This is a genomic window from Chlamydia sp. 04-14, from assembly GCF_036632095.1.
Lineage (GTDB): Bacteria > Chlamydiota > Chlamydiia > Chlamydiales > Chlamydiaceae > Chlamydia.
Window position 1 is genome coordinate 245881 of record NZ_JAPYKW010000001.1, and the last position, 26675, is coordinate 272555.

Genomic DNA, 26675 nt, shown 5'->3' on the forward strand with positions numbered 1-26675 from the left:
TTTAAGATATCTCTCATGCGTACATTAATTTTTGCCCTGTTTTTTTGTCTGTCTGGGTTGGGACTATCTTCTTGCAGTGGATATACTATCCTAAATTCTTCAGCGACCTTATCAGATTTAGGCCGCTCGATGCGCTCTGAAGGCGTTTATCTTTGTCCTGTTGATAAGGATTCCCTAGGTCAATTGACATCAGCTCTCATCTATGAATTAGGGAAACGTTCTCTTCCTGTCCGTAATGGCGAAAGTTGCGCTCGTTATCTTCTCAAGGTACAACTCCTGAATGAAGTTGACGAGAATACGGGTTTTACGTATGCCCCAAATAAAATTGACGATAAGACTCCGAGACACTTTATTGTCTCTAGTGAGGGGCGTTTATCTATATCTGCGAAAGTACAACTTATTGACAGACACTCGGGGAAAGTCGTAGTCGATGACTGTGTATCAAGAAGATCAGTCTCCTTTGATTTTGAACCTGATTTAGGCATGGTGAATGCTCAACAGTTTGCTCTAGGTCAATTTGAAATGCATAATGAGGCTATTAAGAGCGCTTGGCGTGTGTTATACGCTCATTTAGCTGAGACTATTGTTCAACAGGTATATTATGACCTCTTCTGATGGAGAAGCAGTCTTTCCGGCACTCCTTAGTGAACTTCACAATATGCTAGACTTTGTTAAAGGAACAGGACGGCTAAAAACATTCCCGAAAGAGAAATTATTAAAGCTAGAACTTGCCTGTGAAGAGCTTCTCGTCAATATTATCTCCTATGCATATCAAGAAGCAGCATCTCCTGGAAAGATAATCATTTGTTGTGACGGGGACAAAGAAGCTTTACAAGTAACTATCAAAGATAATGGCCCTTCTTTCAATCCTTTAACTGCATCTATCGATATTCAAGATCAACTTCCTTTAGATGAGAGAAAGCTTGGTGGATTAGGAATTTTCTTAGCAAAGAACTCTGTGGATGAATTTCAATATGAAAGACACGGAGACTCTAATATTGTACATCTAAAAATTCATAATACTTGAACTAATCTTGATTAAAACGGAAAGAACGTAAGACGCTTTCATTATCTTTTATATCTTGTAGATATATCTGAAGTGCTTCAAGAATCAACGCAGATTGATTGTATTCCCCAGAAGCTTGAAATGCCATTTCTGGAGTATAATCTCCTCCAGAATGATACAAAGCGATATATCCCCGAGTAACAGCCTCTCCTTGGACAAGCTCTGGCACTAACCAAACAGCAAAATCTGCATTAAATAAAGTGAGTTTATCTGCTGATTCTGCAATGATGAAATTGTTAACAGGAAGATCGCTAATAGAGTCGATTTTAAGTTCAGACGCAGAATGAGACAGGACATCGGCAATATCCATGAAGCCCTCAGGAAACGCCGTTCCTTTGTTACAAATAGAACGACGGTAAAATTCTTCTAAAAAATCCAAACTCATAGCGTTTTCCCTCTCACTCATGGTAATTCTTTATTTTAAGAGGCGTCAAGAGCTTTCTCAGACTTGCGCGAAGATTCAAACCTAAGTAACAAGCTATCAAAATCCCTACAATGATAAGAGTTTTTTTTAGATCTGGACTGATTGGTTTTTTTGCGGGTATCTTTATGATTCCTTCGTATGCGGATACATCTTTCCCCGAAACACGGGGGAATGCCGTAGCCATCATTCAATCTGAAACTGGCAAGATACTTTATGCTAAGGACATAGACAAAAGAATTTATCCTGCAAGCATGACAAAAATTGCCACAGCGCTATTCATCTTAAGAAAACATCCCGATATTTTGAATCGCTTCATCACTGTAAAACAAGATGCTATCGCTTCGATTACCCCTCAGGCTAAAAAACAATCGGGCTATCGCAGCCCTCCACATTGGCTAGAAACCGATGGTGTAACAATACAACTGCAAAATAAAGAGGAAGTCTCAGGATGGGATCTATTTCATGCGTTACTGATCTGTTCGGCTAACGATGCTGCTAACACCCTCGCAATGGCTTGCTCAGGATCTGTAACCGAATTTATGAAGCAACTGAATAGCTTCTTAAAAGAGTTAGGTTGCTCTCATACGCATTTTAATAATCCTCACGGCTTACATCACCCTAATCACTACACAACAGCTCGGGATTTAACCTCTATTATGCGTGAGGGTCTAAAAGAACCTTTATTTCGTCAGGTTATTCGCACTACCAGTTATAAAATGGCTGCAACAAATTTGAGCCAGGAGAGAGTCTTAAATCTTACAAATAAACTCATTCTTCCTGGATCTACCTACTATTATCCTCCCACTTTAGGGGGAAAAACAGGAACAACAAAAGATGCAGGGAAAAATCTTATCTTTGCAGCGAAAAAACACGGACGCTCTATTATCACTATAGCCGCCGGCTATCCTGCCATGGGGGATCTCTATGAAGATGTCATAGCTTTATGTGAAGGGATTTTCAATGAACCTGCTTTACGAAGGTATCTCATTCTCCCAACAGAAAAATATGCCTTACGTTTAGGACTTTTAGGGAAAATTTCTATTCCTTTACCTAATGGTGTCTATTATGATTTCTATGCCTCTGAGGGAGAAGAACCTCGAACAATCTCTTTTGTTCCTCATGCAACAAAGCTTCCTATTCAAAAGGGAGATCTTATTGGTCATTGGGTATTTCGTAATCTCTCTGGGGAAAAAGTTCGTGCTGAACCCCTTTATGCACCGGATACGATTCATCCTTCTATTATCCAAAAAATTTGTTTGCATGCTAAGCGTATAGTCACTTCGTACAGAACGTATATCATTTTAACTTTAGCACTTCTCTATTATAGGAAAACACGCGTGCATCGCAGAAAAACATCTCGGTATTACCTATGATATAACTCTTTCTTTTAGCTTATGAAAAACCTGATTTTCGCATAAACTACGTGGGTATTATTGAGATAATAAGGAATATTATGCGCAAATATCTAATTTGTGGTTTGCTTGCTTCTATTTTCCTACCTATAGCAGGAACTGGAGAGGAAATTTCCGAAACTTTAGTATCTACTACATTGTGTATTTCTAGGAATGACGCTCCGACGACATCTTCTTGGTATTTTTGGAAAGATCCAAAAGTTATAAGAGATGAGCAGCATACGTATTTCCTAAAACAGGTAATATTTGCATTAAAACGTCCTGAAATTTGGAATGATCCTCTGAATCTTCTGCATATCTTATTACAGTTTGATAAATTCCCCGAAGCATCTGGAGAATGTCACAATTTACTGTTGCTTATCATCAAACACAGAGTAATGGCCCTTACCATGAATATGGCTTAGATTAAGCTCTATTCAGAAGCCTTATTGCTTTTGCGAACAAAGTGGGCAGCAAAAAAACCGTCTCCACTCTCTGCTGATAATGCAGTGTGCATATGATGTTCTTCTTCCCATCCTAAAGATTTCATGAAAGCAACTTGCTTTTCATTTTCTTCTGAAAGTAGAGAGCAGGTAATGTAGATGAGCTTCCCGCCAGGTTTTACGTAATTCATAGCTTCTCTAAGAATCTTTCTTTGTACCCTTGAGAATGTAGTGAGAAGTTTTTTAGAAAATTGACTTTTCTTTTCAGGCTGCCGTCGAAACACTCCTGTTCCTGTACAAGGAGCGTCAACAACAACGATAGAAAAGCTATTTCTCCTTAGATGTTGCTCTCCTATAGAGAAGTTCCTTACTCCCGCCCTACGCAAACGTTGTTTTGCCTCTTCCAAAACGTCCTTACGGCTATCATGTAAAACAACGTGATGCGCTCTCTCGGCAAAAATCAGACTTTTCCCGCCAGCTCCTGCACAAAAATCTAGAATACGATCTTTTTTACTTATAGGAATGTCTAAAGTAATTTTTTGAGATGATTCATCTTGAACTTCAAATAGGCCACGATGAAAAGCTGCGCTGTGTTGCAGAGGATAACGCTTATCAAAACGTAGAGAACCTGGGACAGATCCTAGCTCACTGGGGTATTCTAAACGCTTTTGAAGATCTTCTACAGAAGTTCGTCGTGTATTCACACGAATAGCACAAGGAGCTTCCTGAAGAAAAATCGCGGAGAGTTCCTTGGCTCGTTCTTGACCATAATCTTCAATTAGGCAATCAGCAAGATCATCAGATACAGAATAACGTACAGGCCAAGGAAGATCCTGATATTTCTCAATATCGTCCAAAGCTCCTTCTTCAACTTTAGCTACTAAAGTCTCGGGGGTAACTTCCTGATTATCTTGTTGGATAAGAGCCTCTAATAACCGTCGATGACGAAGGATAGCAAAAATACGCGTACTCATCCATTGACGATCCTTAGAGCCTAAAGAACGATGCTGTTTAAAATAGAGAGCTACACGATTTACCTCACCAATAGGTGTGGTGTAAAGCTCATTAAGTAATGTATATAGATGATGTAGACGAAAAGGAACCATAGAGAAAAAGCATACACTTTTTTCTGTTATTTTCCTTTGAAAAAACCCTAAAAGAAAAAATATCTATTTAAATTCCCATCCCAAAATAGAGAAAATGAAACTTGGAAATAAAGAAAAGTATCAGAATTTTTTAAACATACACAAAATTTGCTGCCAGAAGGTCGGTTGTGGCGTGTAATAGTGAATACTTTTCTTTAACAAAGAGTATACCCTATCATCAAAATCCAAGAGCCAGCGCATTAAGAGTATGCGCATCATTTTCAACCACAATCCCGGGCTACAATCACGAATGCTATACATTCTGCCAATTTGTTCTGGAGTGGCATCATTAGCAATAGAAACAATATTCTTCAAATCTTCGGATACAATGCGTCTAAGGATCTCTGCTAGAAACCCCTGAGCAAAGATAGCCTCCTGAGGAGAAAATTCAGCAACTTCTTGCCAGGTGCTTACCATAGCTTTCCCTTGAGGAGTAAGTAACTGAGAGCCTACCAGAGAATTTGTAAGAACATCAGAAAGAGAATCCGTAACAATACCTCCGATGACCGCTTGGAAATCTTCACGACTTAATGTGTAGAGATCTTTGAGCTCGGTTAGTAGATGGAAATTTCTTTCTGATAACGTATGCAAGGCTAATACCTTTTCGGAAAGAAACTGATCTAAAAGTTCTAAGCTTAAAGGTAGGTAAGTGTTTTGGCTCTCTAGAAAGGTCATTAGAGCTTCCATGACCACTTGCGAAGAAGATTCCGCAGCAAAGCTTTCTTTTACGGAAGAGCTCATATCTATGTCTTCGGAATGTAGCCCAACATCATGAGTAAAATCTTCCCAAGAAGAGAAATTTGTTTTTTCCTTGCTAAATACAGTATTGGCGACATTAGAGATTTTATTTAAAGGACGTTGACGCTCTAGAAAAATAATGTTTTTCAACAATAAGAGCTTTTTAACAATGGTCTGTTTTTTCTCGAAAGTGTCTTTACGGAATATCCTGTATAAAAGACGTGTGTAGGGCATTTCTTGACGTAGACGCATATCAATAATAGAAAGTAGCCTCCCCGACAGGGAATAGGAAATCACAGAGCGAGAAAAAAGCTCCTGCATTGCTTTTTGGATGGTTTCTTTCATACCATCTTGATCAGGAGAAAGAGCTGCGTTTATAGGCCAAGTTTCTAAAAGAGATTGTTTCTTATTATAGACAAGAGTGCGTGATCCATCACGGATAGCTAATTCGACAACACGCAGGTAATAGTCTGTAGAAAATCGCAAATCCAACATCATGGGAAGAATACGGCCGTATCGTTTTCTTTTTGCTTATTCTTTAGAGGAAGTATTATTGCATTATTTTTATTTCTAAAAATAATAGTTTTACTGTCCTCTATCTTCGTCTACTATATCTTGAGGATTTTCTATATTGCTTTGATACAACCTTCTCAACCTAGATGCTCTATTTTCATAGGCAAAGAAAAAGTTCCGTATCATATCGTTAAGTTTTTTCTCATATTCTACAGGATTATCGCGATATGCCTCTTCTAAAGAAGGCAAGTTGTTTTTGACAACAGTCACTACTAAATCATAATTTATGGGAATGCGCTGATTTGTCTTTAAAGAATCATCTCCCCATAAATTGAGATACTCTCCCATTAAAGTTGTATGAGTATAGCGTAAAGACGAGAGAATTTGTCTAACTATAGAAGTTTCTTCAGATCCCTTACTTGCGAGATTATCAAGACGTGTGGCCAAATCGAGTATAAATGTATAGTCGTAGTCAGTGTCGGCCTCTTGGAGAGTCTCTATAGCCCCCCTACAATTAATTATTCCATCATGAGAGAACGAGGAGAGTTTCGTAATACCCCGAACTGTTGCTACAGGATCTTTTACTTTCTCTCCCTTCAGAATATCTTCAAAACGTGTTAAAACGGCGGTTGCCTCTACAGTACTTGCAATAGGAGCTGTTCCCATGGCTACAAAGGCATCAATCCCTTTATTTTTCGATTTATAAACAAATTCTTGTTGTGCAGACCACTTGCATGACATGCGCAGCATTAATGCAAGTGCCATAGTGCCTTCAGGACCTTCAGGATCGGCACCACAAAAATCTATAGAAGATTCTGTGCACCTTCTAGCGATGCAGCAGCACATTTTTCTAAAGGCTTTCATAAAGAATTGTCTTATAGATGCGCAACATCCTGCTGTAGCTTCTGGAGCTGCTTTAGCTTCCGCAACAGCTGTTGCGGGCAGATCTGTTTCTGTAAAAAGATCAGCATAATTTTTAGAGAAGTTCTCGCGTCTTGAGAAACGAGGAGATCCTAATCTGTTATACCATAATCTATGAACTGCGTTTCGTATTCTAGTGAGTATATTTTTAAAGAAACCTTCCTTAGGTTCTGAATGTATTCTACCTTGAAGATCACTATTCATTCCCTCGGAAGCATTAGTTTCAGGAATCCCATGCTCTGCCTGTTGATCATCCAAAATAGAGCCAACATGATCAGAAATGCGATCCTCTAAATCAATATCCTCACCCTCGCCCTCTGTCGAAGAGTCCTTCTCTGTAAATAAATCTCTCCATGGAGGCTCAACGCCTCCACCACCTGAAATTGGCGATCCCATAACTAATCTTCTCTAAATCCTATTCTCGTGAAGTAAAGGCATCTATAGCCAAGATCGAAACCGTTTTTACATAGACCCCAGGATTTAAAGACTTCATTAAATCTAAGGCACCACGATTCCAACGATTATCTACTTTAACTGAAGAAGGATCATATTTTCCTGTATTCGCAGCCATGAACTTATTGGTTAAACTTCTGACAACAACCTCTCCTTTTCCAGCGAATGAAGACCAGAATTTCTGCATACCATTAGGGTTGGTATTTCTTATTCCGTTTAAATCCTGAGCAAGAGATTGTAGTGTAGGTTGCCAATCGTAACTTTCGTCAAGATCTCCATATTCCTCAACAAGCTGATTTACATAATCCACATAGTCGACTTCAGGACTTAACAAGCTTCCCTCTAATCCCATACGGATCAGCACTTGAAAAAGTACAGAATCCCCTTCCTGTTTTTGTTCTTTTTCTCCAAGATCCCACATAGATCGAGATTGAGAAATTGCTGTCTTTAATGGAACCTCGTTGATTCCAGGTCGCAATACACGCAATTCTTTCTGAGCTTCCAAACGTGCCTGACCTAATCTAGCTGTTAATGTCTGCATACAGGAAAGCCCGTAAGCCACAGGTTCGTCTATTTCGTGTTCTATCCAACGATCTTTAATCCGAGCAGATAGAGAATCTAACTGCGCTTGTTTTGTTGTATTATGAATCTCTAGTTCTGCTTTTAATCTATCTGCTATTGATTGTGACTCAGCAACACCTGAATCTGTACTCACCGTAGAGTCTGTACTAGAAATAGAGGATATACTGTCGCGACGTGCTCTTTTAGGCTCTCCTGTTGGAGGTTGAGGCGCCCTACGTTTTGTAGACCCAGTTCCACTTGTTGATGGAGATTGCGCTGCTGCCGTAGTTGGCGGTGGTGGGGCAGGGCGGACAGGTCTTATACCACTTGTTGATGGAGAAGAAGGAGGAGGTGGTGGCGGCGTATCCGGACGTTGAATTCCACCCCTACGAGGAAGTACTGGAGAGTCTACTTTAACTCCTGGAGTGTAGCCCTTCTTTTGTAATCCTCTAGCAGCACCTTCTGTTGATCTTGCACTATCGCTAGAGCCTGTACTACCTGTAGATTTTATACTATCTGTATCCGATCCTGAGCCATCTACTTGCATGCTGGATGCATTTGAGGATCTACGGCTAGAAGAAGTTTGTGAAGAAGAACTTCTACCAAATATATTGGAGAAGAAACTACTTACAGCAGCACTGATTCTTGATAAGAAACTGGGAGTTTCTGAGGTATTATTTTGTGAGGAAACTCTATGGGGACCCACTGCTCCAGAAGGACCTCCAGCATCCTGAACATCTGGATGTTGATCATGAGCGCCTGAAATCCATAGATCATTATTATTTCCGCGACCGCTTGGATTAATTCCCATAGTTTTTCTCCATTTTTATATTTTAATTTTAAAATTAAATTTGATTTAGCCGCACACTTTTTATTTAGAAATAAAACTAAAACAGCACAATTTAATTACAAAAATGAAAGAAATTGAAAATATAAGAATTAATAAACAAGTAAAGCGTATCTCATTGAAAATACGCTTTTTAAATTAGATAAAGATGGATGGAGCGTTAGATTAACGAAAGCACTTCTAAATTTGCTTAACTGTTATAAATGAAGGGTTTAAGAAATAGTTTTCTGTTTCAAACTAGGAATTAAATAAGAATATTTTAAATGAAACAAAAAAAATTATTAATTTTATGAAAAGTGCTTATAAGGAAATCTTAATTACAAGAATGCAAAAGAAAAGACGCGAAGTAAGACATTAGTGCTTGATGTAAAGGCGCTATATAGCGCCCTTCATGGAATGATTTCTTTAGGAATTTCAATCTTGCTCTGGGGATAGAACCTCTGTTCCCGGTAAAAAGCCTTTTTCTAAAAATTCTAAAGAAGCTCCTCCTCCCGTCGATACATGTGAGACTTGAGAAGTACATCCGGCTAAAGCCACAACTGCAGCGGCATCGCCACCACCAACGACAGTAGTTGCAGAAGAATGTCGTGCTAGGCAGTTAGCAATAGCCATAGAACCTTGATCAAAAGGAGGAACTTCATAAACACCGACAGGGCCGTTCCAAAATACTGTTGCTGAAGCATCAATGATTTTACAAAACTCCTCGACAGTCTTAGTTCCGATATCTAAACCTTCAAGATCCGAAGGAATACCCTGATCTATAGATACTTCTGACCAAGCCACTCCAGGTTCGCAAGTCTTTGCGACCTTCACATCTATAGGAAGAACAATACGTACATTACGCTGCTGAGCAAGTTTCAAAACACGACGAGCAAGTTCTATTCCTGATTCTTCAACTAGGGAATTCCCTACGGACTTTCCTAGTGCTTTTAAGAAAGTGAATCCCATACCTCCTGCTAAAAGTAGGTTATCCACTTGTGATAATAAAGCTTCTATTACCCCTATTTTTGAAGATACTTTAGATCCACCAAGGATGGCAGTAAAGGGACGTTTAGGAGAAAGGAGCAGGTGTTGTCCTAAAAATTCGAGTTCTTTTTCCATAAGAAGACCTGCCGCAGATCTTCCAGGAAACGCTTGGGGAACCGTATACACAGAAGCATGTTTTCTGTGGGAAGTTCCAAAAGCATCATTCACATAAAAGTCCCCATAAGAGGAAAGTTCAGCAGCAAATGTGGGATCTTCTTCGGGGTGTTCTTCTCCCCTGTGGAAACGGAGATTCTCTAATAGCAATACCCGTCCTGGAGATAGCTGCGCTACTGCCTGACGAGCAACCTCCCCGATACAATCAGGAGCTAAGGGCACATGATGTCCTAAATAACCTTCTAAAACCTCAACAACAGGTTGAAGAGAGTACTTTTCTTCGAAACCAGTTCCTTTAGGGCGGCCTAGGTGACTCATTAAAATTACAGCAGCGCGTTTTTGCAGTAGATAGTTGATTGTTGGCATAGCGCTACGAATGCGGATATCATCAAGAATCTTCCCATCTTTTATAGGAACATTAAAATCTACACGAACTAAAACCTTTTTTTCTTCTGGGGAAAGGTCCCTGACTGTCAATCTATCCATATACCTTGAGAAACTATCTAAGATGATTTCCCTATTTTTACTGGAAGAGCGCTCTTAAAGCAAAGAAAAATAGAATGGAGAGTATCGCTCCTGCAGGAAGAGTGATAAACCACGACATGATAATGTCTTTGATAATATTTAAATTAATAGCATGGATACCACGGGCAAGACCTATCCCTAAGACAGCACCAACAACCACGTGGGTTGTAGATATGGGCAAACCCATAGCTGATGCCAAAGCAATTGTAACAGCGGCACTTAGCCCTACGGAAAATCCCCGTGAGGGGGTAAGTTCGGTAATCTTACAGCCTACGGTTTCAATCACCCGCCATCCCCAAACGGATAATCCTATAATTAATCCGGCACCACCGAAAGCCATAAGTCCTATCAACGTATAAGAAGAATATACTTGAGGGTACGCTTGCCGTAAAACTCCAGCTACAGGAGCTATGGCATTAGCCACATCGTTAGATCCGTGAGCAAAAGCCATGAAACAAGCGATGATTATTTGTAGATAGGCAAAGATTCTCTCTACAATAAGGTATTTCCTTCCGTAGTTTCCCCCACATGTTTTTAAACGACAAAGCAAACTTCCCGATTTTGGTGAACTACAAATAAAGGAACAATGTGGGGTATGCACATATTTAAACATAATGGCATAAGCAAGCCCACCCACAAGAAAAACTAACAATAGAGCCCATGGCAGAGGCAGCAAACGTGTAACCACACCACCAGAAACAATAATTATTCCTAAAATAATTATGACAAAAGCGGCAAGAAATGGCGCTATGCGGATCATCGCACCTACAGGATCGTTTTTATAGAGGATATTTCGACGTATAAAAGAAAAGATCAGATAGGCAATGCACCCTCCCATTAATGGAGAGATTACCCAGCTGATTAAAATTGCCCCTACAGATCCCCAATAAATCACTGTTCCTTTACCAAGAACAAGACCAAAGCCGATCACAGCACCCACTATAGAGTGGGTTGTAGAAACCGGCCATCCGAAATACGATGCTAGTTGTAACCATACTCCAGTCGCTAATAAAGCTCCTGTCATGCCATAAACATAATCTCCGGAAGCTATTAATGGATCTGAAACAGAGACTATGCGACTTTCTATAGTTCCTGCAACACGATCCCCGAGGAACAATGCTCCTAAAAATTCAAAAATAGCGGCAATAATCACAGCCTGACGTAATGTTAATACTCCGGATCCCACACTAGGACCAACGGCATTAGCAACGTCATTAGCTCCTATATTCCAAGAGGTATAAAAACCACATAAGAGAACAAAAATGAGTAGGGCAAGCATGAAATATTACTTTTCTTCCAGCGTCATGTTAACTCGATGAGCAAGTTTTTCCGAACTATCGGAAATACCCGCAGCACGCTTAATTACCTGCAGCCATAAATAAAACTCTTTTTCAGAAATTGTAAATTCATCGGAGAAGAATATTTGCATGATCTCTCGCTGAATAACATCACACTCGTGTTCTGCCTTCGCCACGCGACCTACTAGAAAACGTGCTTTATCAGCTTTACGCCCTCCAAAAGAACTTTCTAGTAATTTATTGAATTCTTGTATGACCGTCATAGTAAGATCAAAAGTTTCGACACTTTTATGTAAGAATTGGAAAAAGATCTTCTCAAATTCTGGATAAAAACGCAGCTGTCTAACAGTAAGTAAGATAGCCACATCTTCGGAAACATCAGCTATGCTATCTTGTATAGAAATAATCTCTAACAATCCCGCCCGAGATATAGGCATAAATAAGCCTACAGGAAGGTGATTGCGCATATCATTTTTTATACAATCTGCTTGATATTCCTTATCAGAAATACTTTTCGCTATTGTTTGTACCTGTTTGTAATCCCCATCTCGCAAAGCTGTGAAGATTGGCACCATTTGCTGAACGCAAAATGCTACGACTTCTAAGTGTGCTTGTAGCGGGGCAAAAGGAGACTGTCCGAACAGACGAGCAAGGGTTTGCATAAGAATACCTTTTTAGCAATAATAACGTGCTTTAATGATCTTGTAAATGACTTATGACTCGTCCACCTATCTTACAAGTTAAAGATCTTTCGGTAAGCCTAAATAAACGTCGGGAACGCTATCCCATTGTTGAGTCATTGTCTTTTGATTTGCACAAGGGAAGAACGTTAGCGATTATCGGGGAATCGGGATCGGGGAAATCGGTAACTGCTCAAGCTCTTATGCAGCTATTACCTTCTCCGTTATTTTCTGCATCAGGAAAAATTCTTTTCCATGAAAAAGATTTATTAGAAGCTCCACGAGGAATTTTAAGATCTATTTTCGGAACGAAAATTGCTATGATTTTCCAAAATCCCCAATCCTCTTTAAATCCTGTTTTCACCATAGAACAACAATTTCAGGAGCTTATCCGCACGCATCTTCATCTTCCATATAAAGAGGGTAAAGAGAAAATTATCCAAGCTCTTATAGACACAGGATTTCATAATCCTGAACTTTGTCTAAAACTCTATCCCCATCAGCTTTCTGGAGGAATGTTACAAAGAGTTTCCATTGCTATGGCCTTGCTCTCCTCTCCGGAAATTTTAATTGCTGATGAGCCAACAACTGCTCTTGATGTTTCTGTTCAATACCAGATTTTACAGCTATTAAAAGGCTTACAGGAAAAATTAGGGATGAGTTTGTTGATTATCACCCATAACATGGGTGTTGTTGCTGAAACATCTGACGAGGTGCTCGTCCTCTACGCGGGAAGAATGGCAGAGTATGCTCCTGCTAAGGAAATTTTTCACAACCCCTGCCATCCCTATACCCAAGATCTTCTAGCCTCGCGCCCTTCACTACAAAATGACACATTTACAGCTATTCCTGGGCAACCTCCCCACTATAGCGCTCTTCCTTCAGGATGTTGTTACTATCCTAGATGTGCAAAAGCTTATGGGAAATGTAAAATGGAAGCTCCAGAAGTTCAAAATGTAAGCAAAGAGCATAAAGTAAGGTGCTGGCTATATGAGTGATTCTTTAGTACAAGCCAATCAGTTAAAAAAATATTATTATAAGCGTTCGAGTTGGTTTCGAAGAAAGACAATAGCAACAAGGGCTATTGACAATGTTTCTTTTTCTATACCTTCGGGGAAGATTGTAGGTTTGATTGGAGAATCGGGCTCAGGGAAAACAACATTAGCATTAGCACTTTCCGGGCTATTGTCGCTCACCTCTGGTTATCTATCTTTTAACAATACTCCTATCAAGCTACATTCTAAACATGATTTAAAAAAGCTGCGCTCCTACGTGCGGATGGTTTTCCAAAATCCCAAAGCTTCTTTAAATCCTAGAAAAACGATTTTCGATAGCTTAGGTCACGCTCTTATTCATCATCGCATAATTACAAAAGAGAAACTCCATTCTGTAATTGGGGAAACTCTAGAACTTGTGGGGTTATCTGCAGATTATTTTTACCGTTATCCTCATCAACTCTCCGGCGGTCAACAACAACGTGTATCTATAGCTAGAGCGTTATTAGGAACTCCTAAGCTTATTATATGCGATGAGGTAGTTTCTGCTCTTGATCTCTCGATGCAAGCGCAGATCCTAAATATGCTCTCAAATTTACAAAAAGAGCTGAAGATGAGTTATCTGTTTATTTCCCATGATTTGGCTGTTGTTCGCTCTTTTTGCTCAGAAGTGATCATTATGTATAAAGGTAAGATTGTTGAATCGGGAGCTACAGAAGATATCTTCTTAAATCCTAAGCATCCCTATACTCAAATGCTTCTTAACTCGCAGCTTCCTGATCTTCCAGAAAATCGCAGTACAGAACACAAATTAAAAGCATACCAGACAAATACTTCTGAAATTCCCTCTCCTACAGGATGTGTCTTCTATAATCGCTGTCCTAAAAGACAAAAAACCTGTCTTCAAGGGCCTATTCCAGAACAAACCGATGGAGATAAGCACACATATCAGTGCATTCTTTAAAGGAAAGTATAAAGAAGATCTGAGATCTTCTTTATAAAAACTAAGCCTTCTTCAACAACCACTCTTCTAGCTGCTTGAGCTGCTCTTCATCTTGAACATGTAGTGACACACTATGATGAGAACCCTGAGACTTTACCGTTACCTTATAGCCTAAAGACTGGCTAAGACGCTCTTGCATATCTTGATAGTTTCCAGCCAAGGGTGTTTTTACACGTTCTTTGGAAGAAGAAATCATAGATTCGCCTGATAACAATTTCTTTGCCTCTTGTTCAGCTTCGCGAACGGCAAGACGTTGTGAGATAATCCTCTCAGCAAGAATTTCTCGTAGTTTAGGGTCTTCTAAAGTAAGGATAACTTTAGCATGCCCTAAAGTAATCTCCCCTAAATAAAGACTTTTTTGAATCGTTTCAGATAAGGAAAAAAGACGTAAGTAATTGGCAACTGTAGAACGCTTTTTCCCTACACGTAGGGCTACCTTATCTTGAGTTAAACCGAAAACATTGATGAGCTTTTTAAAAGCTTCCGCCATTTCCATAGGGCTGAGGTTCACGCGTTGAATATTTTCTATAAGCGTTGCTTCTGCAGCAATATCATCAGCGATTACCTGCTTAAGAACAACGGGAATAGTGGTGTATCCTGCGAGCTGTAAAGCTCTCCAACGACGTTCCCCAGCAATTAATTCATAATATAAAACTTTATCGCCACTACGAATTTCACGAACTACGGGAGGATGAATTAAACCTACGGATTTTAAAGATGATACTAGTTCTTGAAGCTCTGCTTCAGAGAATATCCGACGAGGTTGAAAGGGGCTCACTCGAATATTATCGATAGCCACTTCTATTATCGTATCTTTATTGATAATTCCACTCACAAACTACCTTTGCTATTTTCTTATCATCTCTGGAACATTTTTAGTGGCATAGAGATGGCATTTATCCCAATTTATTTTAAGGAAAAATAGTATCACAGAAGTTTTTCTATCAAAAGAGCTTGTAGAAGTGAAGTGCTTTTTTTAGTATTTCTCCCTGTTAGGACATCTCAAATCAAGGAGTTTACGAAAAATTTTTTTCCAGATACACTGAGAGTATTAAGCGCTTTACATCCTAAAATCATGAAGAACTTACTATCCTCAATATGGAAAAGGGTTTATTCCTATTCGTTTACTTTAACAGTCCTTGTGACTTTGTCCATATTTCTCACTGGGAAGATCGTTTATAACTTTCAAAAAAGTGATCGTGAAAAACACGAAAGTATTCTTCTTCTTACAAAAACTGCAGAATCTGCAGTTTTTCAGGGATTCATACCTCCTAAAACTGCCTTGCCAATGTTAGAACGCGCCTATCGTATGGGTGGAAATTCCGTAAGGCCTTATGCAGGTTTCCTTTCTTCCTGTTTCTACATCCATAATGAACCCTTACGCGGTGCCTATTACGCAGGGCTTGCTTATAGTAGCGGTGCCAATTTCCACATGCCCTCCCCAGCTCAGGTTTTATTAAAAGAAATCGCAGATGCTCAAGCTACCCAAGATTACCAAGTGGCGTTAGAGAAATCTTCCCAATTGCTTCAATTAGCAGCGTCCTCTGAAGATTATCCCACTTTACGCTTTCTCACTCTCTTAAGAATTATAGAAATCAAAGAAATCTTAAATCAAGATACCGAAACGGATTTTGAAGAACTCAAAACCTTGCCGTTGTTCAAGGAATTTGAACAATTCTATAAAGATGGAGAGTGGACATTAACTAAACGTTTTGGCAAAAAGCACTAACTACCTATTTATACTAAGGATCTGTATGTCATCTCCTGTAGACACTCAAGAACTCCCTAACACCACGACGGAAGCTCCTTCTTCTACACAGACAGTAACAGAACCCTCTTCCCAACATCCCCCGAAAATTCTCTCGGGATCTTTAGTTATCTATCCTCATGAGGATAACAAACCCGCATCTTAGGGCAAGCACATGCTCATTGTTTTAGCCTTTCGCCAGGTTTTCTTTTCTAAACAGCCTAGCCTTTTAGAAAAACTCCAAAGGTATTTATTACTTCTTAAACAAACATACCCTTTAGTGCTCCCCGGAGAACCTATCAAAAAGTTATCCCTTATGTTAACTTTTGATTATGCTTCTATAGATTTTTACTCCCATATTTTCCCTTTTCTACAAGCTCATCATATCCCTGCTGTTGTTGGAATTGCTTGGAGGTATGTCGCCCAAGACTCTGCTTCTTGTCTTCCTCTTAAGCATCGTTTATCTCCTAGAGAAACTCTAGCTTTCCAAGATGAAGTCTTTGCAGCTCATCAACCATTTTGTACAAAACAAGAATTGCAAATACTTGCAGACTCTCCCTATATACAGTTAGCTTCATCAGGATTTGCTATTCGCAATTTGCAACATACCCCTCCCTATCTTGCTACAGAGATTTTCTTATCTAAATATTCTATAGAGAAAGCTCTTGGGAAAACTCCCTTAGGATTTTTCTATCCCTTTGGAAAGTATGATGATGCATGTGTAAAGGTAGTTAAGAAACACTACCCCTTTTCTTTTGTTTTAGGAAACACCCTAAATAGAAAAAATAAGAATCATGGGATCTATCGTATAGACATGACACATACAGCCTATACATTGCCGAAACTCATCCATAGTTCACAATACATTAAAAATTGGTTAATGGATAAATATGAGCAGACATATTTACGCTGGCGCCCTAGAAAAGAACGTATTGATTTCCAAAAAAGCTACAGATAAAACTATGCGCGCACTCTAGCTAATATAGCTTGCAAAGCAGACATAAAAGTATCGATGTCTTCTTTATCATTGTATATCCCTAATGACACTCTAAGAACATGACCTAGATTCCATCGGTTCATAGCAGGTTGTGCGCATTGATGACCCGTACGTACAGCTATTCCCTGAAGATCTAAAAGACAACCAATATCAAAAGGATGCGCACCTTGAATTTTCAAACTCACCAAAGCTCCGCGCGGCTGATTTGCCCCGGGGCCTAATATCTGCATGCCAGGAATTGTCATTAGCTCATTATAAAGATAACGGGTTAACTCTTCCTCTTGCTGATATAAAGCATCCGGTAGAGATTGTAGATAGTCTATAGCAGCTCCTAATCCTAAAATAGAAGCTATAGGTGGTGTTCCTGCTTCAAATTTTAACGGCGCGGGAAAATATTCTGGATTTTCACTATCGTAGATGGAAACCATATCCCCACCACCTTCTACAGGAGGGAGCTTCTCTAAAAGCTCTTTCTTACCATACAACACTCCCAATCCAGTAGGAGCATACATTTTATGAGCTGAGAAAGCATAGAAATCAATATCCCAATCGACAACATCTATAGAAGCGTGGGCAACTCCCTGAGCACCATCTACAGCAATATACGCTCCATATCTATGAGCTAACTGCGCTATTTGCTTTAAAGGTTGGATACATCCTGTAACATTACTCACATGCGCTATACTGACAAAAGAAGCCCCCGCTTTAAGCAGAGTCTCCAAATGTTCTAAATCTATAAATCCAGAATCATCGACGGCTACTTTCTTCACGTAAGATCCGCGTCTACGGCAAGCTAATTCCCAAGATAAAACATTTGCATGATGCTCAGCTTCAGAGACTAATACAACACCACCTTCAGGAATAAAAACATCGTTAGCAGATATTGCCAATAAGTTTAAAGCCGCTGTGGTTCCTCGAGTAAAAACAATCTCCTCATTATATGAAGCTTGTATCCACTCACGTATCTTCCCACGAACAGCGTTATAATCTTCTGTAATGTTTTTTGAAGAGCTGTAGACATTGCGGTTCACAGTAGCATAGGTATTGCTATAAAAATCGGTAATAGCCTCTATTACCTTTTTAGGCTTATGCGTAGTGGCAGCAGAGTCTAAGTAAATATAGGATTCCCCCTGAAGCTTTTTATTAGAAAAAATAGGAAAGTCTTCTTTTATCCTATATACCATCTATAGAGTACTCCTTAGTAATTTCTTGCGGTTGCATGCGCATAGATAATTTCGGGAAATGCTCCAGAGAAGGCTCTATAGATAAAAATCCTCGAACAAGCTTCTTTTGAGCTTCCTCACGTGTCATTCCGCGAGATTGCATATAAAATATCTGCCGAGCATCTAACGGTCCTACAGTAGCCCCATGTGACGCTTTAACATCATCAGTAAGAATTTCTAATCTTGGGAAAGTTGTTACACGAGCATTATCACTAAGCAATAACGTATCATGCTTTTGATAAGCATCAGTGAAGATTCCACGAGAGGTTACATGAATACCCCCCTCAAAAAGGAAGTGGCCAGAATATAAAATCGATTTGATGTTTTGTCGTGATGTTGTGGACTCCGCATCATGATGCATAAGATTTCTTACCCACGTCTTTTTCGGAGACAATACAGAGACCAAAGATTCTCCATGAGAGTTATTTCCTATCATAGAAAAAGTATTGTCAAACCAACCATAACCTCCAGCATCTTCAAGAAGATGTTGGGCTATAGAACACGCTCCTTGCTCTTCGATAGTCGCTATATGCGACCAGCTTATTCTTTCTTCGTTAATGTATTTAGGTAGCATAGTCAATGACAACTCAGCACCCTCGGATACAAAGACTTCTGTAACACCATTAACAATAGCAAAGCTTTCAGCAACACCACTTTCTCGTTCAGTATGATGAGAAATTTGAACAGAACAGCTAGATTGCTTTCCTAAAATTAAGATAATCTTTGGTGAATAAATCACCCGATCATCCTGAGATGTTGGGAAACAAATATGACGAATACTTAACAGTTCACTTACCTGAAATTCTTCAGGGATATAGATAACCACACCTTCTTCCTGAGAACATACAGCATTAAGAAATGCTAGGGGCTGTGTATCTACATCGTATCTTTGAATAAAGGTAGAGAAAACAGATTGCGCATCTTTTAAAGACATCGATAATACACCCTCGGGCAATTGAGAAAGAGAGGGTTCGTATTTACCATTAATTAAAATACACTCACAAGATAGGGAATTTTCATGATGTAACCAATGTTGCTTCGCTGTCTCAGATCCCCCATGAGCAATATGATATTTCTCCGGTGATTGTGCAAGATCTTTAAGCCAAGAAAAAGAACGGAAAATCTCTTTAAAAGATTCGGATTGAAAATGTTTTTCATAGCAGACTCGCGTTGCTTGATGCACGGGAGAATCTTTAGCTATAGGACAGCTATGTTCTAAAAAACTTAACATTTTACCCCCGAGAAGAGCAGGACAATACTTCGTGATAACTCTTTTCTTCTAGCTCTCGCATCAAAGAAACTCCTCCTGAACATGCTATCCTTCCTTCTAATAGGATATGTACGTGATCGGGTTGAAGAAGATTTCCTAATTTAGGGTTATGGGTAACTATACAAATAGCACTTCTAGGGTGAAGCTCGCGATACTTCTCAATTGTTTTACATATGAACCTTAAAGCATCGACATCTAACCCTGAATCAGGCTCATCCAATAGGATCATTTCTGGCTCTAAAACAAGCATTTGCCAAATTTCATTTTTCTTTCTCTCTCCACCAGAAAACCCTTCATTGATATTTCTTTCTAAGAAATGCTCAAATGATTCAAATGCATAGGTTTCGGAAACAGAAGATAAAAGCATATCAAATTCAGCTTCGGCTATTTCTTCTTCCTGGCGAGAACGCCTACAGGCGTTATAGGCATCTTTCAAAAAAAGCCTGTTATTTACACCAGGAATTTCTGGAGGCTGCTGGAATCCTATAAATAATCCCATCTGTGCACGCTCTTCAGGAGCTTTTTCTAATAGATCCTGATCTAATAGGCTAATATCTCCAGAAATAATAGAGACGCTATCATCTCCTGATAGCACTTTAGCAAAGGTAGATTTTCCTGCTCCATTAGGGCCCATAATAATATGTAATTCTCCTGGAGAGATGTGCAAGTTTAAATTATCCAGGATTTTAATATCCTCACAACATACGTGTAAGTTTTGTATATGTAGCATCAACTACCCCACGCTATTTTCCAACTTAACAAACAATAATTTCGAAGCTTCGCGAGCAAACTCTAAAGGCAACTGTTCGATAATCTCACGACAAAAACCATGAACTACTAAGCTTACAGCCTCTTCTGCACTCAATCCTCTACTACGCAAATACATTAACTGATCTGCGCGTAATTTTGATGTCGTTGCCTCATGTTCAACAGAGGACTTAGAGTTTTCTACCGTAATCTTAGGATCCGTATAGGCTCCACACGATTGTCCAATCAGCATCGAATCACATTGTGTGTAATTATGGCTTCCTACAGCCCCCGCTGAAATAGAAACAAGACTCCTAAAGGTATTATGAGATTCCTCGGAAGAGATACCTTTGGAAACTATTGTCGAAGTTGTTTTTTCCCCCACATGAATCATCTTTGTCCCAGTATCGGCTTGCATTTTGCCATTTGTTAAAGCTATGGAGTAAAACTCCCCGACGCTTTCTTTCCCCCTCAAAATGCAACTAGGATACTTCCAAGTAATTGCCGCTCCAACTTCAACCTGAGACCAAGAGATTTTTGATTTGTATCCTGCGCATAAACCACGCTTGGTTACAAAATTATAAATTCCACCTTTGCCTGTTTTCTTGTCTCCAGAAAACCAATTTTGCACGGTAGAATAACGAATGACAGCCCGCTCATGCGCCACAAGCTCTACAACAGCTGCATGCAGCTGATGTGAAGAGAATGACGGGGCTGTACATCCCTCGAGATAACTCACAAAAGAATCATCTTCTGCAATAATTAAAGTGCGCTCAAACTGTCCCGATTCCTTATCGTTAATCCTAAAATATGTAGAGATCTCCATAGGGCAACGCACACCCTTCGGAATATAGACAAAAGAACCGTCACTGAAAACAGCAGCATTCAAAGCTGCAAAATAATTGTCCCTATGAGAAACAACTGATCCTAAATATTTTTTTATTAACTCGGGATGTTCACGAATTGCTTCGCTCATTGAGCAAAAAATTACCCCAGCCTTATCCAAAGCTTCTTTGAATGTTGTTCCTATAGACACCGAATCAAAAACTAAATCTACAGCGACATTCTGAACATTCAATAGACGTTTTTGTTCATCTAAAGGGATTCCCAATTTCTTAAAAGTGTCTAAGATTTCAGGATCGGCTTCTTCCAAACGTCCTAAAGGATTTTTTTGCTTTGGAGCAGAAAAATAGACTATGTCCTCATAATCAATAGGACCATAGTTTAGTCTAGCCCAGGCAGGCTGCTGTAATTTTTTCCAATGCTGATAAGCTTTTAAACGGAAATCTAAAATGAAGGAAGGCTCATTGCGCAGCTGGGAGATTTTTTCAATGGTCTCTTCACTAAGACCTCTAGTCAATCCTTCCGATTCTATAGGTGTGACGAACCCGTAAGGATAATCTTCATGATTCTGTAAAAAATCTTCTATGGATTGGCTCATAATGCCCCGCCTCTGCGCACGTAATGTCATTGTGTAAAACCACACAAGGGCTTAACCAGATTAACAGATTTTCAATATTTTTCGAAGCATTAAAGAAGGCGTGAAAGAAAAAGCGAAGCTTTGACTTTCACGCCTGTTTAGAAAAGAATGTTAACATTGTTCATTCTTTTAGAGATCACACTTTGTGTTCAAAAAAAAGACATAAAGCCTTGAAACACAAAACCATTTTAAGAGTTCCATTTTTTTTGTCCCGAAAGTTTCTGCTTTAAAGCGATTTTTTTCGATCTCACAGAAACTCAATGGGTTTGAAAAAATTAATTAACTTGTCGTGATCTATAATCTTATTGTTTATGGAAGCACATCCAATCTACGTTCAAATTGACCTGAAGATACAGTTTTCTGTAACAACGGAGCAAACATGGAATCTTTGATAGTTAAAAACGATAGTTCTTTTTCTGCTTTCTCTGATTGCCCTTCCATATGATAAAGATAACCGAGAAGATAATGAGAACGTTCGTGTTCTAAATTAATTCCGAGCGCACGATGGAAAGCATCGGATGCAAGTTGATTCTGTTTAAGATCCATATGAGCTAACCCAACATAAAAATGCGCGTCCGCATCTTCTTCATTTAAAAAGAGAGCTTCCTGAAAAGCTTTTAAAGCTAATCGTGTTTTATCTAAGGTGAGGTAACATAAACCTAAATTGTAATGACCGTCGGATAGATCAGGACGTAGCTGCACGACCCTTTCATAAGCTTCCGTAGCCTTATCCCATTCCTTATGACGTGAGAGTAAGTAACCTAATTTTATCCACGCTTTCCAATACAAAGGATTTTTGCTTACTGTAGTCTCTAATAGAGTAATGGCTTCTGACTCATTATCCATGTCTGTTAAAACAACAGCCTTATTATACAAACTTTGTGGATTCCAAGGATCAAGATCTAAGATTTTATCGAAGCATTCTATTGCTTCTGCATATCTACCTAAACGATGGTAAACTCCTCCTAAACTAAACCAACATTCAGCATCATCCGGATGCAAGACCACGTAGGCACGATATTGCTCAACCGCTTCTTCACAACGATTGTCGCGATCTAAAGCTACGCCATAGCAATAACGTAAATAGCTATCACCAGGCTCAGATTCTAATCCTTTTGTGCACCAAGTTAATGCTTCAGGAATTCTTCCCAGTTCTAAAGCAATAATTCCTAGATAACAATAAGCTAGCGCTGCTGCAGGATCTAGCTCTAAAGTTTCTTTTAGTCTTCGTTCTGCCTGTTCATATTCCCCACTCAAAAAGAAGTTAATTCCTGAGCAGAGAAATTCTTTCGCTAGATGTTTCGCAGCTTCTTCCATGAATATTTCTCCTGGCACACAAGTTCGTTGACCTCGTGTTTTACAGGAGCAAAAAGCATGCCATTCCTTACTGATTGAGAGAAAAATCTTCTTTTTTTCTTATTTTATCCCATTTTTCTATCATTTTTACAGCTATGGGAGCTGCGTCTCTTCCAAACTCTCCAAGACGCAAATAGACAACTACAACAATATCAGGATGAGTAAGTTCCACATCGGAAAATCCTACAGCAGCAAACCACACGTGTTTCATCTTCATACTTCCATATTGTCGATCTAAACCTACGCGTACTATAGATTCTGCCGTGCTTGTCTTCCCAATAATTCGATTTAATAATTCGGGGCTAAACTGATCACGAATACTTCTTGTAGTTCCATAATTTCCCCAAATGACATTATGCATACCGGATTTAAATAATTTCGTTATGCACTCAGGCATAAACACATCGCGTTTTTTTGTAGAAGATGCTCCAATAAATTCTTCTCCATCCCATTCTCCTAAAATTAAATTAGGAACATAAAGAGATCCCCCATTAACCAATGCTGCCATCATCACAGCCGTTTGCAAAGGAGTAACAACAAGAGTATGCTGTCCTATAGCAGTGGCATACAATCCCGAACGGTTGTACGCCACATCATGAGGAATTACACCAGCATATTCTCCCGGCAAGCCTATTCCTGTTTTTTCTCCAAAACCAAATAGAGATGCTGCATGGCATAGATCTTCAGGATCAGAGAGATGTTCACCAACAAGCAAGGAAAAATAGGGGTTACTAGACATTTCCAAAGCAGCAATCAAATCGATACGTCCGCGCCCTGCATAATCATTCTTTGGCAAAATTCCCCCATGATAAAATGAAGGAATGGGGGAGCCATCTTTAAAAAAACCCACATGTGGCTTAGAACTTACATAACCAAAAGACTGTCTATCAACAATAACAAGTAAACGAGATAGATAGTCTATATCATCGTTACCTCGCATCACTTCCTGAGATAATACAGAATAGGCAGAAACGAGCTTAAAGATAGATCCTAAAGTCGCTGCCTGACCAAAGGCATGCGGGCGTAGATAGCCATAACCATAAGTAGGATAAAATGCTGCGGCTAAATCTTGTTCTTTTTGAGGAATGTTCCTTGTAAGCATCGGAGCATAGTTGCCATAGAGAGGCCGCTGAAGCTCAGAAAACTCTCTAAAGGATAAGAACAAATGCAATAAGTCAATTGAGGAATCAGAAAACTTCTGTTTTAAAAACTCATAATGCTCATACCATGGCAGCGCCTTATGCGCGCCATTTTCTAATTCCCCTTTCCAAACGGAAAGGGCTTCATAATAAGCTTTTAGATATTCCGTCTCCCCCTGTCCAGAAAGTAAATACGCTAAAAACTTATCAAGGTAACAACGACGGAAATCCTGATATTGTACACGTTTTTCCTCTAATAAATAATCCGCATACGGTGTGGGGTAACGCTGTTTCCTATCATTTTCCTCTTTTCGCTTAATCTCTAGAAACTTTGCAAAATAGAGCTTTCTCCACTCTTTGAAATCTACTTCAGTAAAAATGTCTTCTACGATCTTAGAAAACGCACTACGCAAAGCTACATAATGTCCCTGACATTCGAAAAATTCTGATAAAGAAAGAGATCCTACAGATGAAAGTAACTCAGGATGAATTCTCGAAGGATCGATAACCATCTGAAATAGATCTATAAGCAAAAGCTTATCGTAATTTGCTGGAAGTTCAGAAAAAAATGGCTCAAGCTCTTTCTTAATGTCTTCTATCTCTTTCTCATAGTCCTTACAGCAACGGCTTATCCATTGCTGCTGCTTTATAGAAATGACTCTCCCTATAGTAATATGCTCTTGTTCAAAAGGAAATACCGCATCAATTATGGAAGAACATGAACAATGTCCCTCAGAATAAGAGAAGATATTCAATAAACTCTCCACACTCTCTTGTAGCTTGATAGCATTCTCTACAGTCCCATAACGCTTAATAACTACCTTAAGCTCTGATGTATTCGGTAAAATGAAATCCAAGAAATAATCAAGGGTAAGAGAAAGCTCCTCATCATAATATAGACCCGTAAGAGAATCTCTCCTTTCACGACGTAAAGGAACTTTCCTATCATACACTTCTGCAACATGTTCAGTATTTTCTAACCAACGATATACTTCGGATCTGGCTTCTGAATCCGATCCTATCCTCATATCGATAAAGTCATTATTGTGGTAACGTGGAGATGATGCCATGGCCAGTATTTGACCACTGTTAGGATCTAAAGCAATAATTGCTCCTCCTTTAATCCAAGGAAATAAAGGAGGTAGAAACTTTTGTTTCTTTAATGATCGTGTCGAACGAAATTGTTCTGTCTTTTCATGCTCTAAAAGTAAAGCATCTGCAAATGCCTGTAGCTCTGTAGACAGTGTTAGCTGCAATTTCTTACCAGAAGTTGCAGCTATTTCATTAAGACCTTGAATGAAGTTGCCACGGCGATCTACAAGAACAGTTTTCTTTCCTAATTGACCACGTAATTTCCCATCCCAACAGGCCTCTATGCCTAGCTTCCCAACTAAAGCATTTAAACTATAAGCATTGTTCTCTAAAGAATTTAATAAAGAACGCACCTGATCTATACTTGCTAAACCTTCAGGAAATTTCGGATCTTCACCTTCCTCATACGCTCGAACACATTCTCGCAACTTACTTAATTCATGTGTTACTCGCTTATACTCTTGAGCACTAATCGGTCCCACATAACCTAAAATATCCGAGGCCATCTTTCCCATAGGATAATAACGTCGTACGGTAGGCTCTACATGTAAGCCAGGCCAATGTTTCGACATCATCTTTAATCTTAAATATGTACGCTCAGAAACGTTAGTTTGAACTAAATATGGTACAGAACCTAATACAGAAGCTTTAGCATGGATATTATCTTCAATCGCATCTTTATCTAAATGTAGCTCTTGAGCAAGGAGTTCCGCTAAACGCGTGATATAGTTTTTCCTAACAGGAATAAGCTCGCGAGTGCCATCTGCATGAACATGCCAAGCCCTGGATGGCAAATCACGAATAGCTCCATAAGCCACACTGACATCGTATTGCATCTTATTTTCTGCCAATACTTTGCCAAAACGATCGCAAATCGTTGCACGCTCAACAAGCTCAGGAATCACCCTCATCTGCGGCTTATAAGCCTCTTCTAATTTCTGATCATGTTCAACAACAGCAAGATGCCACAAACGTACAGCGATTATCGCCAATGTTACGATAATCCCCGATAATAGCCTGTTGGTCTTTTCTGGAACTGTAAGATAAGAACGACGCTTATTAGGAGGCTTCATAAAACAAATAGTAGGGTCTCCACCATTGTCTGGCAAGAGATTCGGCTAGTTACAAACTGAGCTTTACAAGGAGTAATAATGGATAAAACAAATGCATTTTTTGCAAACATCAAAATATTACAAATAAAACATAAAAATGAAAATCATCAAAAACTTTAATGTTTTATTAAATAATTTTGCTTTGTTTTATTTGCAAAAATAAAAAAGAATGCGTAAGGATTCAGATATAAGAAAGCCTTTTTACACTCTTCTGTGAAGGCAATTCCAACTTATTCTAAGTGGCATAAGAAATAAAAGTGTGTACAAAAATCTATTAGCTCACTTATTAGCAGATATAAGGAGTTATCGCTTGAAATCTATGCCTGAAAACAGTCTTTTTTCTTATCGTCTTTACTATAATAAGAAAAG

General features: G+C 39.2%; 24 protein-coding genes. 9 read left to right on the top strand and 15 right to left on the bottom strand.

Annotated elements, in window-relative coordinates; all coding sequences use genetic code 11:
- Positions 1-15: 15 nt before the first annotated feature.
- Positions 16-615: a lipopolysaccharide-assembly family protein gene (locus O6937_RS01110; RefSeq protein WP_332389861.1), complete on the top strand. Its 600-nt coding sequence runs from the start codon at positions 16-18 to the stop codon at positions 613-615.
- The gene (locus O6937_RS01115; protein ID WP_332389862.1) at positions 602-1027 is read left to right on the top strand and encodes an ATP-binding protein; all 426 of its coding nucleotides are present in this window, start codon (positions 602-604) and stop codon (positions 1025-1027) included. Before O6937_RS01110 ends, O6937_RS01115 begins: the two co-directional genes overlap by 14 nt.
- A gap of 1 nt (position 1028) precedes the next feature.
- On the opposite strand, the gene O6937_RS01120 is transcribed toward O6937_RS01115, so the two are convergent.
- Entirely contained in the window at positions 1029-1451 is a 423-nt protein-coding gene (locus O6937_RS01120) for a hypothetical protein (protein WP_332390119.1), read from the bottom strand.
- 110 nt (positions 1452-1561) lie between these two features.
- Between O6937_RS01120 and O6937_RS01125 the strand changes: the two genes are divergently transcribed.
- Both O6937_RS01125 and O6937_RS01130 read left to right on the top strand, forming a co-directional pair.
- Complete coding sequence (locus O6937_RS01125; RefSeq protein WP_434601864.1) at positions 1562-2863, top strand: D-alanyl-D-alanine carboxypeptidase family protein; 1302 nt, start codon at positions 1562-1564, stop codon at positions 2861-2863.
- An 80-nt stretch (positions 2864-2943) separates the two neighbouring features.
- Positions 2944-3306, top strand: coding sequence for a hypothetical protein (locus O6937_RS01130; RefSeq protein WP_213240088.1), 363 nt, complete (start codon positions 2944-2946; stop codon positions 3304-3306).
- A gap of 8 nt (positions 3307-3314) precedes the next feature.
- Here the strand turns inward: O6937_RS01130 and O6937_RS01135 are convergent, their stop codons facing one another.
- From O6937_RS01135 to O6937_RS01165, 7 genes are all read right to left on the bottom strand, one after another.
- Positions 3315-4430 (bottom strand): RsmB/NOP family class I SAM-dependent RNA methyltransferase, encoded by a 1116-nt coding sequence (locus O6937_RS01135; protein WP_332389864.1) that lies wholly within the window; start codon positions 4428-4430, stop codon positions 3315-3317.
- A gap of 120 nt (positions 4431-4550) precedes the next feature.
- The gene (locus tag O6937_RS01140; protein WP_332389865.1) at positions 4551-5705 is read right to left on the bottom strand and encodes a hypothetical protein; all 1155 of its coding nucleotides are present in this window, start codon (positions 5703-5705) and stop codon (positions 4551-4553) included.
- An 87-nt stretch (positions 5706-5792) separates the two neighbouring features.
- On the bottom strand, positions 5793-7037 hold the full coding sequence (locus O6937_RS01145; RefSeq protein WP_332389866.1) for a TmeB family type III secretion system effector: 1245 nt from the start codon (positions 7035-7037) through the stop codon (positions 5793-5795).
- Positions 7038-7056: 19 nt separating this feature from the next.
- Positions 7057-8466, bottom strand: a complete 1410-nt coding sequence (gene semD, locus O6937_RS01150; RefSeq protein WP_332389867.1) for a SemD/SinC family type III secretion system effector — start codon at positions 8464-8466, stop codon at positions 7057-7059.
- Between the two features lie 450 nt (positions 8467-8916).
- Positions 8917-10128: a phosphoglycerate kinase gene (locus O6937_RS01155; RefSeq protein WP_332389868.1), complete on the bottom strand. Its 1212-nt coding sequence runs from the start codon at positions 10126-10128 to the stop codon at positions 8917-8919.
- A gap of 37 nt (positions 10129-10165) precedes the next feature.
- Entirely contained in the window at positions 10166-11446 is a 1281-nt protein-coding gene (locus tag O6937_RS01160; protein ID WP_332389869.1) for an inorganic phosphate transporter, read from the bottom strand.
- A 6-nt stretch (positions 11447-11452) separates the two neighbouring features.
- Positions 11453-12127: a TIGR00153 family protein gene (locus O6937_RS01165; protein ID WP_332389870.1), complete on the bottom strand. Its 675-nt coding sequence runs from the start codon at positions 12125-12127 to the stop codon at positions 11453-11455.
- A 53-nt stretch (positions 12128-12180) separates the two neighbouring features.
- Between O6937_RS01165 and O6937_RS01170 the strand changes: the two genes are divergently transcribed.
- Positions 12181-13143, top strand: a complete 963-nt coding sequence (locus O6937_RS01170) for an ABC transporter ATP-binding protein (protein ID WP_332389871.1) — start codon at positions 12181-12183, stop codon at positions 13141-13143.
- On the top strand, positions 13136-14104 hold the full coding sequence (locus O6937_RS01175; RefSeq protein ID WP_332389872.1) for an oligopeptide/dipeptide ABC transporter ATP-binding protein: 969 nt from the start codon (positions 13136-13138) through the stop codon (positions 14102-14104). Before O6937_RS01170 ends, O6937_RS01175 begins: the two co-directional genes overlap by 8 nt.
- 40 nt (positions 14105-14144) lie before the next feature.
- Here O6937_RS01175 and O6937_RS01180 read toward each other — a convergent pair whose 3' ends face one another.
- Positions 14145-14978, bottom strand: coding sequence for a ParB/RepB/Spo0J family partition protein (locus tag O6937_RS01180; protein ID WP_332389873.1), 834 nt, complete (start codon positions 14976-14978; stop codon positions 14145-14147).
- A 240-nt stretch (positions 14979-15218) separates the two neighbouring features.
- Between O6937_RS01180 and O6937_RS01185 the strand changes: the two genes are divergently transcribed.
- The 3 genes from O6937_RS01185 to O6937_RS01195 are packed head-to-tail and all read left to right on the top strand — an operon-like array spanning position 15219 to position 16848.
- Positions 15219-15872, top strand: coding sequence for a hypothetical protein (locus O6937_RS01185; protein ID WP_332389874.1), 654 nt, complete (start codon positions 15219-15221; stop codon positions 15870-15872).
- A 25-nt stretch (positions 15873-15897) separates the two neighbouring features.
- Entirely contained in the window at positions 15898-16056 is a 159-nt protein-coding gene (locus O6937_RS01190) for a hypothetical protein (protein ID WP_332389875.1), read from the top strand.
- 9 nt (positions 16057-16065) lie between these two features.
- The gene (locus O6937_RS01195) at positions 16066-16848 is read left to right on the top strand and encodes a polysaccharide deacetylase family protein (RefSeq protein WP_332389876.1); all 783 of its coding nucleotides are present in this window, start codon (positions 16066-16068) and stop codon (positions 16846-16848) included.
- A 2-nt stretch (positions 16849-16850) separates the two neighbouring features.
- Here the strand turns inward: O6937_RS01195 and O6937_RS01200 are convergent, their stop codons facing one another.
- The 6 genes from O6937_RS01200 to O6937_RS01225 form a co-directional block, all read right to left on the bottom strand.
- Complete coding sequence (locus O6937_RS01200; protein ID WP_332389877.1) at positions 16851-18071, bottom strand: SufS family cysteine desulfurase; 1221 nt, start codon at positions 18069-18071, stop codon at positions 16851-16853.
- The gene (gene sufD / locus O6937_RS01205) at positions 18061-19341 is read right to left on the bottom strand and encodes a Fe-S cluster assembly protein SufD (protein WP_332389878.1); all 1281 of its coding nucleotides are present in this window, start codon (positions 19339-19341) and stop codon (positions 18061-18063) included. The genes O6937_RS01200 and sufD overlap by 11 nt, the downstream gene beginning before the upstream one ends.
- A 1-nt stretch (position 19342) precedes the next feature.
- Positions 19343-20110: a Fe-S cluster assembly ATPase SufC gene (sufC, locus tag O6937_RS01210; protein WP_332389879.1), complete on the bottom strand. Its 768-nt coding sequence runs from the start codon at positions 20108-20110 to the stop codon at positions 19343-19345.
- A 3-nt stretch (positions 20111-20113) separates the two neighbouring features.
- The gene (gene sufB, locus O6937_RS01215; RefSeq protein ID WP_332389880.1) at positions 20114-21568 is read right to left on the bottom strand and encodes a Fe-S cluster assembly protein SufB; all 1455 of its coding nucleotides are present in this window, start codon (positions 21566-21568) and stop codon (positions 20114-20116) included.
- Positions 21569-21916: 348 nt separating this feature from the next.
- Positions 21917-22924, bottom strand: a complete 1008-nt coding sequence (locus tag O6937_RS01220; RefSeq protein WP_332389881.1) for a tetratricopeptide repeat protein — start codon at positions 22922-22924, stop codon at positions 21917-21919.
- Between the two features lie 67 nt (positions 22925-22991).
- Positions 22992-26267, bottom strand: coding sequence for a penicillin-binding transpeptidase domain-containing protein (locus O6937_RS01225; RefSeq protein WP_332389882.1), 3276 nt, complete (start codon positions 26265-26267; stop codon positions 22992-22994).
- Positions 26268-26675: the final 408 nt, after the last annotated feature.